The organism is Aeromonas sp. HMWF016 (genome assembly GCF_963878195.1).
Lineage (GTDB): Bacteria > Pseudomonadota > Gammaproteobacteria > Enterobacterales > Aeromonadaceae > Aeromonas > Aeromonas lacus.
In genome coordinates this window covers 37,949-47,164 of record NZ_CAWNWX010000037.1, presented here as the reverse complement: position 1 = coordinate 47,164, position 9,216 = coordinate 37,949, and the positions used below count along the sequence as shown (strand labels likewise).

Annotated in this window: 17 protein-coding genes; all 17 read left to right on the top strand. The window is 61.7% G+C overall.

Features of this window, described 5'->3' with window-relative positions; genetic code table 11:
- Positions 1-776 (top strand): phage major capsid protein, P2 family (locus tag AACS24_RS05450; RefSeq protein ID WP_258223112.1); only part of this gene is annotated, 776 nt, incomplete at its 5' end.
- A 9-nt stretch (positions 777-785) separates the two neighbouring features.
- A complete protein-coding gene (gpM, locus tag AACS24_RS05445; RefSeq protein ID WP_108572608.1) occupies positions 786-1,568 on the top strand; it encodes a phage terminase small subunit in 783 nt (260 codons plus the stop codon).
- 99 nt (positions 1,569-1,667) lie between these two features.
- Positions 1,668-2,138 carry a head completion/stabilization protein gene (locus AACS24_RS05440; protein ID WP_108572607.1) on the top strand — a complete coding sequence of 157 codons (471 nt, stop codon included), beginning with the start codon at positions 1,668-1,670 and terminating at the stop codon, positions 2,136-2,138.
- Complete coding sequence (locus AACS24_RS05435; protein ID WP_108572606.1) at positions 2,138-2,341, top strand: tail protein X; 204 nt, start codon at positions 2,138-2,140, stop codon at positions 2,339-2,341. The genes AACS24_RS05440 and AACS24_RS05435 overlap by 1 nt, the downstream gene beginning before the upstream one ends.
- Before the next feature lie 2 nt (positions 2,342-2,343).
- Entirely contained in the window at positions 2,344-2,574 is a 231-nt protein-coding gene (locus AACS24_RS05430; RefSeq protein ID WP_181364325.1) for a TraR/DksA C4-type zinc finger protein, read from the top strand.
- Between the two features lie 21 nt (positions 2,575-2,595).
- Positions 2,596-2,964, top strand: coding sequence for a putative holin (locus tag AACS24_RS05425; RefSeq protein WP_108572605.1), 369 nt, complete (start codon positions 2,596-2,598; stop codon positions 2,962-2,964).
- 2 nt (positions 2,965-2,966) lie between these two features.
- Entirely contained in the window at positions 2,967-3,305 is a 339-nt protein-coding gene (locus AACS24_RS05420) for a phage holin family protein (protein ID WP_108572604.1), read from the top strand.
- Positions 3,302-4,123 (top strand): N-acetylmuramidase domain-containing protein, encoded by an 822-nt coding sequence (locus AACS24_RS05415; protein ID WP_108572603.1) that lies wholly within the window; start codon positions 3,302-3,304, stop codon positions 4,121-4,123. Before AACS24_RS05420 ends, AACS24_RS05415 begins: the two co-directional genes overlap by 4 nt.
- Positions 4,113-4,586 carry an Rz-like lysis system protein LysB gene (gene lysB / locus AACS24_RS05410; RefSeq protein ID WP_108572602.1) on the top strand — a complete coding sequence of 158 codons (474 nt, stop codon included), beginning with the start codon at positions 4,113-4,115 and terminating at the stop codon, positions 4,584-4,586. Before AACS24_RS05415 ends, lysB begins: the two co-directional genes overlap by 11 nt.
- Positions 4,480-4,707: an Rz1-like lysis system protein LysC gene (gene lysC / locus AACS24_RS05405; protein ID WP_258223111.1), complete on the top strand. Its 228-nt coding sequence runs from the start codon at positions 4,480-4,482 to the stop codon at positions 4,705-4,707. The genes lysB and lysC overlap by 107 nt, the downstream gene beginning before the upstream one ends.
- A complete protein-coding gene (locus AACS24_RS05400) occupies positions 4,682-5,131 on the top strand; it encodes a phage tail protein (RefSeq protein ID WP_108572601.1) in 450 nt (149 codons plus the stop codon). Before lysC ends, AACS24_RS05400 begins: the two co-directional genes overlap by 26 nt.
- A 2-nt stretch (positions 5,132-5,133) precedes the next feature.
- A complete protein-coding gene (locus tag AACS24_RS05395; protein WP_108572600.1) occupies positions 5,134-5,571 on the top strand; it encodes a phage virion morphogenesis protein in 438 nt (145 codons plus the stop codon).
- A 73-nt stretch (positions 5,572-5,644) separates the two neighbouring features.
- A complete protein-coding gene (locus AACS24_RS05390; RefSeq protein WP_108572599.1) occupies positions 5,645-6,196 on the top strand; it encodes a phage baseplate assembly protein V in 552 nt (183 codons plus the stop codon).
- A complete protein-coding gene (locus tag AACS24_RS05385; protein ID WP_108572598.1) occupies positions 6,193-6,552 on the top strand; it encodes a GPW/gp25 family protein in 360 nt (119 codons plus the stop codon). The genes AACS24_RS05390 and AACS24_RS05385 overlap by 4 nt, the downstream gene beginning before the upstream one ends.
- Complete coding sequence (locus AACS24_RS05380; protein WP_108572597.1) at positions 6,549-7,448, top strand: baseplate J/gp47 family protein; 900 nt, start codon at positions 6,549-6,551, stop codon at positions 7,446-7,448. Before AACS24_RS05385 ends, AACS24_RS05380 begins: the two co-directional genes overlap by 4 nt.
- On the top strand, positions 7,445-8,098 hold the full coding sequence (locus tag AACS24_RS05375) for a phage tail protein I (RefSeq protein WP_108572596.1): 654 nt from the start codon (positions 7,445-7,447) through the stop codon (positions 8,096-8,098). The genes AACS24_RS05380 and AACS24_RS05375 overlap by 4 nt, the downstream gene beginning before the upstream one ends.
- Positions 8,095-9,216: a phage tail protein gene (locus tag AACS24_RS05370; protein WP_108572595.1), complete on the top strand. Its 1,122-nt coding sequence runs from the start codon at positions 8,095-8,097 to the stop codon at positions 9,214-9,216. The genes AACS24_RS05375 and AACS24_RS05370 overlap by 4 nt, the downstream gene beginning before the upstream one ends.

Here is a 9,216-nt window from a genome sequence, read left to right as displayed (position 1 = left end):
CGGTAGACCCGTCTGACCTGACCGGCAACCGCTACCGCTGCGAACAGACCAACTTCGATACCGCTCTGCGTTACACCAAGATCGATGCATGGGCAAAGTTCAAAGACTTCCAGACCCGCCTGCGCGACGCAATCCTGCAACGTCAGGCCCTCGACCGCATCATGATCGGTTTTAACGGCATCCAGCGCGCTGCCAAATCCAACCGGGTCACCAATCCGCTGTTGCAAGACGTCAACAAGGGCTGGCTGCAAAAAATCCGTGAAGACAAGCCGGAGAACGTGCTGGACGAAGTCAAAGATGGCTCCAATGTCATCAAGGTCGGTGCTGGTGTAACGCTGGCTGACGGTTATAACAACCTCGATGCGCTGGTGATGGACTTGACCGAGCTGCTGGGACCGACCTACCGCGACGACACCGAACTGGTGGCCATCGTCGGCCGCAAACTGCTGCACGACAAATACTTCCCCATGGTCAACAAAGACCAGGTGCCGAGCGAGAAGATGGCCGCCGATGTCATCATCAGCCAGAAACGCATGGGCGGATTGCCTGCCGTGCGCGTGCCGAGCTTCCCGGACAACGCCATTCTGGTCACCCGTCTGGATAACCTGTCCATCTACTGGCAGGAAGGCTCCCGCCGCCGCACCATTCTCGACAACGCCAAGCGCGACCAGATCGAGAACTACGAGTCAGTGAACGAGGCTTACGTGGTCGAAGACTACGAAGGCGCCGCACTGGCCGAACACATCCAGCTGGTTGAACCGGCTCCGGTCGCATAAGGGGGAGACATGACAAGCCCCGCCCTGCGCAACCGCGCTCGCAAACTGGCCGCCCTGCAAGGGGCGGCCAATCCTCAGTTCGATCAGGTCACCGCCAACGCCTACGAACTCCAGCTGATGCAACTGCGCCAGCACCAGCAGACCCTCAAGGGTATCCAGAGCATCGAGCGCAAGATCGACGCCAAGCGCACCATGCTGGCCACCTACAAACCGTGGATTGACGGCCTGCTGGCTGCCGATCGCGGCGGTCAGGATGACGTACTGGTAACCGTCACCCTATGGCACCTCGACACCGGCGATCTGGCTGGCGCCATGCCGATGGCTGACTACGTGATCCGCCACAAACTGAACACCCCGGATCAGTACGAACGCACCGCCCCCACCCTCATTGCCGAAGAGGTGGCCGACACCGCCATCAAACTGCAAGAGGCGGGCACTGGCCCCGATCTCTTCCTGCTCATCAGCTATCTGAAGCTGCTCCACGACTGCGACATCTTCGATCAGGTGCGCGCCAAGCTGCACAAGGCAGTCGGTCGCGCCTATCTGGCCGAAGGGTCCAAAGAACCGGCAGCCGAGCACTACCGCCGCGCCCTCGAACTGCACGACAAAGTGGGCATCAAGAAAGAGCTGGAAGTGCTGGAGCGCGAAATCAAGAAGGAAAAAGAAGCCGAACAGGCAGCCAAAGCAGAGGAAGAACGGGCAGCAGAACAAGCCGCCAAAGACGCCGAGCAGAAGGCCGCCAACAACGGCAACACCGAACAGCAAGGCCATGCCGACGGCGAGGCCAGCTAACCGAGCGTACCCCGCACCCTGGGCGGCTCGGGCCTGACGAATGCCAGCGGCATACCAGACGGCCCGACCACCGCCCAACAAACGGGGGAAGGAGCATCCATGACATCAGGATTCATCCCCACCAATCCGGCCAACAAAGACGAAGGCGAAATCGCCAGCGCCCCGTTCTGGCCGGTCATCAAACTGGCCGACGTGCGCGCCATCATGCGCACCGATGGCACCGTCACCACCGAACGGCTGCGTCATGCCGTGATCGATGCCGTCGCCGCCGTCAACAGCGATCTGAGCGGCTGGGCCATCAACCGCCAGGGAGAAGATTACGAGCATCTGGACGACGTGCCATCCCAGACCATCGCCGGTGAATCCGTGCTGGTTCACTGGTATCGCCGCGCCGTCTACAGCATGGCCCGCGCCAACCTCTACGAGCGCTATCTCGACAGCTCGGCCACTGCCGACGCCGTCAAAGATGCCGAACCGCGCAACCTCACCGCCGACGACCTCTACCGCGATGCCCGCTTTGCCATCCGCGACATCCTCGGCGAAACCCACACCACGGTCGAACTCATCTGATGCAGCTGCGCGCCCAACAGGGGGAAACCCTCGACCTCATCATCAACCGGCACTACGGCTACACAGCGGGCATCACCGAACAGGTGCTGAACCTCAATCCGGGGCTGGCAGAACTGGGGCCCATCCTGCCGATGGGCACCCTTATCACCCTGCCTGATACCCCGACCCAAGCCGCCGCGCCCCTGATCCAGCTATGGGACTGACCATGAGCCGCCTCGACGACGAACTTGAACGACTGGCAGACATCAGCGAGCAGCAGCTCGCGGCCCGCATCCACGCCGCCCGCATCAGCGGCACCGGCCCCCACTACTGCATCGACTGCGACGACCCGATCCCGCAGGAACGCAGAGAAGCGATCCGGGGCTGCGAACGCTGCGCCGACTGCCAGACCATCCACGAATTCCAAACCGCCCGCCAATTCGGCGGCAAACGATAACAACAGCACCAGGAGAGCACGATGCCCGAACCCATCTCATCCAGTGCAGCAACCAGCGCCCTCACCGGGCTGGCCCTGCTGTTCACCTTGCCGGGAGTTGACCCATCCATGGTGCTAGGCGCACTGACTGGGGCAGTCCTGTTTGTATCTGCCACAGAAGAACACAGCAGATGGCGAAAAATCGCCCTGTTCGTGGCGTCTTTTATCGGTGGCCTGCTACTGGCTGACCTCGTTTGTCAGCTATTGGTTATGGCCCTGCCAATGGGGGTGCCAGTCAGCAAAGCCGTGGGGTCATTGCTTTCGTCCGCGCTGATGGTCCGCATGCTGCAAATCATCATGCGCACAGAGTTCGGCACGCTCTTGAACATCTTGCTCAACAGGAGGGGGTAACCATGATCCCGACCAGTCCAACCGGCGTGTTTATCTACACCGCCCTGTACGCTCTGATCTGCGCCGCAATCTTCCTGCGAGTCATGCTGTTTGACCGCAAAGGGGGTGAGTATCGCGCCCTGCCTGCTTGGCTGGCTTGGGGCCTATGCGTGTTATCAGGCTCCATTCCGCTGCGGTTTTTATTCGGCAGCATCCCTGCGCCGGATCCGGCCTCTTTCGGGCTTGCCCTCTTTCTGCTGTGCGCCGTGCTCAAAACCCGTGGCTCTGTCTATCACCTGCTGCCGCGCCGCCACCCGCGCGCCAGCCATGCCACTGACATCTACCGGAGGTTTCAACCATGACACTCAAAAAAGGCGCCATCGGCGCACCGGTGGCCGAACTGCAACAACTGCTCACCCGGGCAGGCTACCAGGTGGCCGCCGATGGCTGGTTTGGTGACGCCACCGAGCAAGCCGTGCTCGCCTTTCAGCGTGATCACCTCATCGTCGCCATCGGTCAGGCAGGGCCGCGCACCATGGCCGCCCTGCGCGGGGTAGCCATCGGCAACCAGCTCACCATCACCGATCTGCAGCAAGCCGCTGATCGCCTCGGTGTCGAACTGGCCAAGCTCGCAGCCTTCGCCCAGGTCGAAGCCGCTGGCGAAGGGTTCGACGACTGCCAGCGCCCGCGCCTGCTGTTCGAGCGCCATGTTTTCTTCAAGCAGCTAACCAAGCAGCAAGGCGAAAGCGAGGCCAACCGCATCGCGGGCCTCTATCCGGCACTCTGCAACCCCAAGCGCGGCGGCTATCAGGGCGGCCCTGCCGAATGGGCCCGCCTGCAAACCGCCATGACCCTGCACCGTGCCGCCGCCATCGAATCGGCCAGCTGGGGCATGTTCCAGGTGATGGGCTACCACTGGCAGGCGCAGGGCTACGCCTCGGCAGATGACTGGATGACCGCCATGCAGCAAAGCGAGCGCGAGCACCTGCGCGCCGTGGTCGGCTTTATCGAGCAGGATACGCAGCTGCACAAGGCACTCAAGGCGGGCAAGTGGGCCGACGTGGCCCGCCGCTACAACGGCCCTGCCTACAAAGACAACCGCTACGACACCAAACTGGCCGAGGCTTACGACCACTTTGCCAAGGTCTATCCGGTGCAGGAGGTGGAGCATGTGGCGTAACCTCCTGCGATCCCCCCTCACCTGGCTGCTGCTGGCCTTGGTTGTCACCCTGGGCGGCTGGGGCTGGTCGGCCCGCTCTGCCGCCAAGGCAGAGGGGCAGGTCTCCACCCTGCAAAGCGACCTCAAGGCCGCCGACGACAAGGCCAAAGAGGCCGCGCTGCGGGAGCGAGCCAAAGACAGCACCATCGACACCCTAACAGAACAACTGACGGTGCAGGCCACTGCCGCCCAACAGTTACAGGGCCAGCTCGACCAGCTGGCCATGACAGCCGCCACCCGTGAACAAACCATCGCGAGGCTCAAACGTGAAAATGCTGAACTTAAGTCTTGGGCTGATAGCCATCTGCCTGCTGCTGTTGTCGGCCTGCTCCAGCGCCCCGCCATCACCGGCGCCGCAGATTATCAGGCTCACCTGTCCAGCTCCGGCCCCATGCCAGCTGCCGCCAGCGGATCCGCTCAATAATGGCGATCTGCTCGACATGCTGACCGCTACCGAGGCCGCATGGGCAACCTGTGCCGCCCGGGTCGATGCCGTAATCCAGTGCAACCGGAGGAACCATGCTCAAACCGGCAGCCATCCGTGACGTGATCGCCAGCTGTGTGCCGCAACTGGCGCAAAATCCAGAAAGCCTAATCCTCACCGTGGGCGATGGCCGCATCGTCGCCACTGGCGCGCACTCCCTCTCGTTCGAGTGGCAATACCCGCTATCAATCGGCGTCATCGACTTTGCAGGCCACCCGGATCAACTGGTCGTGCCGCTGCTGGCATGGCTGCGCCAAAACCAGCCGGAGCTGTTCACCAACCCCGACAAGCGGGAGAACGCCATCAAGGTCGAGTCTGAACTGCTGGCCGGTGACCTCTACGACTTGCTGATCACCATCCCGCTCACCGAACGGGTCATCGTCACCAAAACCGAAGAGGGGATCGGCTGGCAGCACGTACCGGAACCACCGGAAGACCCCTACGACGGCATCACATGGGAAAGCTTCACCAAAGAGGGGCAATAGCCATGGCCGACGCGCTCCAGCAGCTCGGTGACCAAGCAGCCGCCCTGCTCAACCAACTCAGCGCCACAGAGCGCCGCAAGCTGGCCGCAGAACTGGCCCGCACCATGCGGGCCACTCAGGCTGAACGCATCCGCGCCAACAAACAGCCGGATGGCACACCAATGACGCCGCGCAAGCCACGCGCCAAGCGTGGCGCCATTCGCCGCAAGATGTTCGCCAAGCTGGTCAAACCGGCATGGTTCAAGGCCACCGCCACCGCCAACGAGGCCGCTGTTGAGTTCACCGGCAGCGCAAACAGGCTCGCCACCGTCCATCACTTCGGCCTGCGCGACAAAATCAACGGCAAAGAGGTGCAATACCCGGAGCGCCAACTGATCGGCATCACCGACGCCGACATCGACAGGATTGAAGACCGCCTGCTGCAACACCTCACCAAATAGCGCGGGTGTGTAGCGCCGCCACACACCCGCCGCCGCTGGTCAGCGCAAACGGCGCCGCTACACACTCCCCCACATGAGCGCACACCTGATCGAACTAACCCGCAAAATCGACGACCTGATCCGCATCGGCACCGTGACCGAAGTGCGATCCGGTGAATGCCGCGTCGAAACCAAGGGCAACCACACCAACTGGCGGCCCTATCTTGTGCTGCGCGCCGGTCGCACCCGCCGCCGCATGCGCCCGAGCGTCGGCGAGCAGGTGATCCTGTTCAGTCTTGGCGGTGACCTGCGCAACGCCTTCGTCTTGGCGGGTATCTACCAGGACAAACACCCAGAGCCGCTGGCCGAAGATGACAACGGCGATCTCGACCGCATCGAATACCCGGATGGCGCGGTCATCGAATACAACCCGGACACAGGTGAACTCACCGCATCAGGCATCAAAACAGCCAGCATCAGCGCCGCCGTAGCCATCAAGCTGTTCGCCCCGTTGGTCGAGTGCTCAGACCTGTTCAAGGCCAAGCGCATCGAAAGCGAGACCGCCAAGGCTGGAAACGTTGAAGTAACTGACCACGGCCACAAGGACGTGCAGCGCGGCAGCGATACATCAGGGGGCCCGGTATGAACTGGCTGGGCATGAATGCCGAAAGCGGCCGCACCATCAGCGAAACCGCCCACATCTTGCAATCGGTGCGCGACATCCTCACCACCCCCATCGGTGCCCGCGTCATGCGCCGCGACTATGGCAGCGAGATATTCAGCCTCATCGACCAGCCACAGCACGGAGCTACCCGCCTGCGCCTGATGGCTGCCACCGTTCACGCGCTCACCCTCTGGGAGCCGCGCATCCGCATCACCAAAGTCGAGATCGGCGCACCTGAACTGGGCGGCGGCTGTGCCGTCACCATCACATGGCGCCGAGCCGACAACGGCCTGCTCGAATCCGGCACCGTCCAGCTACCGACCGGAGCAACCTCATGAACATCATCGACCTCTCCAAACTGCCGGCACCGGATGCCCTTGAACTGCTCGACTACGAAGCCATCCTTGCCGAGCGTAAAGCGGCCCTGATCGCCCTCTACCCGCCAGAGCAGCAGGCCGCCGTTGCCGCCACGCTGGAGCTCGAATCGGAGCCGATGAACAAACACCTGCAAGAGAACGCCTACCGCGAGCTGACCCTGCGTGCCCGCATCAATAACGCCGCCGTGGCCAACATGGTTGCATGGTCAGAGAAAGGTGATCTCGACGGACTGGTAGCAAACTGGGATGTCAAACGGCTGGTCGTGCAGCAGGGTGACGACACCGCCACCCCGCCGATCCCCACCATCATGGAAAGCGACGAAGCACTACGCGAACGCTCCCTGATGGCGTGGGATGCCATGAGCACAGCAGGCCCGCGCGGAGCCTACGAATTTTGGGCCCGCTCGGCAGATGGCCGCATCATCGACGCCAAAGCCATCAGCCCCAGCCCTGCCGTCGCCGTGGTCACCATTATCAGCAGCGAGGGAGACGGCACCGCCAGCGATGAACTGATCGCCAAAGCCGACGCGGAATGCCGAGACGAAGACCGCATCCCGGTTGCCGACCGCCTCACCACACAGAGCGCAGGGATCCTGCACTACACCATCACCGCCAAACTGCACATGGAACTCACCGGCGCAGAAAAAGAGATGGCATTGAAAGCAGCGCTCGACGCCTTGGCCGCATGGGTAAACCCGCGCAAGCGCATTGGTGTGCGCATCGCAGACTCTGCCATCAAGGCCGTGCTGCATGTGCCGGGCGTAACCCGTGTCGAGCTGGTCGGCTGGGCAGACATCATCCCGACCGATACCCAGGCAGCCTACTGCACCAAGTACACCGTCGAGGCCGCAACATGACCGATCAACAGCATCGCGATCTGCTGCCACCAAATGCCACACCAACCGAGCGCAGGCTGGCCACCGTCAACGCCAAAGCCTGCGACCTGCCGGTTGATGTGCTGCGCACCCTCTGGAACCCGCACACCTGCCCGGTATGGCGCCTGCCAAGTCTGGCCGCTGAGCGGTCAGTCGATCGCTGGGATGAAAACTGGCCGGAAGCAACCAAGCGCAAAGTCATCGCCAACGCGCCTTTCGTTCACCGCCACAAGGGCACAGTCGGCGCCATCCGCCGCGCCGTCGAACCGCTCGGCTACCTGATCAGGGTGCTGCACTGGTATCAGCAAACCCCTAACGCAGAGCCGGGCACCTTCAAGCTCGATGTCGGCGTACTTGACACCGGCATCACTGCAGAGATGTACACAGAGCTGGAACGGCTCATTGACGACGCCAAACCGCTGACCCGCCACCTGACGGGGCTCGCCATCAGTCTGGAAACCAGAGGCAAAGCCTATCTGGGCGCCGCCTGCTATCTGGGGGAGGAGCTGACCGTTTACCCATACCAGCCGGGGCCTATCGTGGTCTCTGGTCATAGCTGGCACGGCGGTATCACTCACACCATCGACACCATCACCATCAACCCACTTACCAACAACACGAGGACAGCATGAGCAACTTTGGAGCCATCCTGACCAATGCCGGAGCGGCCAAACTCGCCAACGCCATCGCGCTGGGGGTACCGCTCAAGCTCACCCAGATGGCGGTGGGCGATGGCAACGGCCAGCCGGTCGCACCCGATCCGGCAATGACAGCCATCCCGGGCGAAAAACGCCGCGCCGCCATCAACACCCTGTTCGCCGACCCGCTCGCCGCATCCCAACTGGTTGCAGAGCAGATCATCCCGGAAGACGTGGGCGGATGGTGGATCCGCTGCGTCGGCCTGTACGATGACAGCAACACCCTGATCGCCATCGCCAATGTGCCGGATACCTACAAACCGCTGCTAACCAGTGGTGCGGGCCGCACCCAAATCATCCGCATGGTGCTGATCGTCAGCGACACCAGCGCAGTAGAGCTCAAGATTGACCCGTCAGTAGTGCTGGCCACCCGCAAATATGTTGATGACGTGATGAAGGCCCATAAGGAGAGCCGAGACCACCCTGACGCCAGCGAAACAGACAAGGGTTTTTCCCGTTTAGCCACCCAGGTTGAAGTGAATGAGACCACTGCAGCGAACCGAGTTGATGCGGTGGTGACAGTAAAAACCTTGTGGGGGTGGGTAAAGCAGGCCAGCGAAACTGTGCAGGGTATGATGAAGGTTGCTAGTCAGGCGCAAACAGATGCAGGAACTGACGATGCGACTGCCATCACCCCCAAGAAGTTAAAAGCCTGGGTAAAACAGGCCAGTGAGAGCGTATTGGGGCTGATTAAGGTGGCAAGCCAGCAGCAGACAGATGCAGGAGCCGCAGACGATGTTGCGGTAACACCTAAAAAACTGAAGGCAGGATTTTCAATTTCTCTCACCAGCCAGCCGTATGTCTGTTTTCCGTCATGGATGGGGGGATGGATTATCCAGATGGGGGACTCTGCACCAAGTCAATCGAGGACTACTTGGCCGATCGCATTCCCGACACGATGTATCACCGCAGCGGCTCTGTCAAAAAGCAGCGCGACAACGATTACATATGACGAGCTGCAAACAACTGGCACAACATTTTCCTTCCAGTCGTCAACGACTGGGGCGAATCAACCGTCTGCATCATGTAAATACATTGCAATAGGGAATTAA

Coding starts and splice junctions, on each gene's coding strand:
- gpM (WP_108572608.1), top strand. CDS start 786: ATGACAAGCCCCGCCCTGCGCAACCGCGCTCGCAAACTGGCCGCCCTG.
- AACS24_RS05440 (WP_108572607.1), top strand. CDS start 1,668: ATGACATCAGGATTCATCCCCACCAATCCGGCCAACAAAGACGAAGGC.
- AACS24_RS05435 (WP_108572606.1), top strand. CDS start 2,138: ATGCAGCTGCGCGCCCAACAGGGGGAAACCCTCGACCTCATCATCAAC.
- AACS24_RS05430 (WP_181364325.1), top strand. CDS start 2,344: ATGAGCCGCCTCGACGACGAACTTGAACGACTGGCAGACATCAGCGAG.
- AACS24_RS05425 (WP_108572605.1), top strand. CDS start 2,596: ATGCCCGAACCCATCTCATCCAGTGCAGCAACCAGCGCCCTCACCGGG.
- AACS24_RS05420 (WP_108572604.1), top strand. CDS start 2,967: ATGATCCCGACCAGTCCAACCGGCGTGTTTATCTACACCGCCCTGTAC.
- AACS24_RS05415 (WP_108572603.1), top strand. CDS start 3,302: ATGACACTCAAAAAAGGCGCCATCGGCGCACCGGTGGCCGAACTGCAA.
- lysB (WP_108572602.1), top strand. CDS start 4,113: ATGTGGCGTAACCTCCTGCGATCCCCCCTCACCTGGCTGCTGCTGGCC.
- AACS24_RS05400 (WP_108572601.1), top strand. CDS start 4,682: ATGCTCAAACCGGCAGCCATCCGTGACGTGATCGCCAGCTGTGTGCCG.
- AACS24_RS05395 (WP_108572600.1), top strand. CDS start 5,134: ATGGCCGACGCGCTCCAGCAGCTCGGTGACCAAGCAGCCGCCCTGCTC.
- AACS24_RS05390 (WP_108572599.1), top strand. CDS start 5,645: ATGAGCGCACACCTGATCGAACTAACCCGCAAAATCGACGACCTGATC.
- AACS24_RS05385 (WP_108572598.1), top strand. CDS start 6,193: ATGAACTGGCTGGGCATGAATGCCGAAAGCGGCCGCACCATCAGCGAA.
- AACS24_RS05380 (WP_108572597.1), top strand. CDS start 6,549: ATGAACATCATCGACCTCTCCAAACTGCCGGCACCGGATGCCCTTGAA.
- AACS24_RS05375 (WP_108572596.1), top strand. CDS start 7,445: ATGACCGATCAACAGCATCGCGATCTGCTGCCACCAAATGCCACACCA.
- AACS24_RS05370 (WP_108572595.1), top strand. CDS start 8,095: ATGAGCAACTTTGGAGCCATCCTGACCAATGCCGGAGCGGCCAAACTC.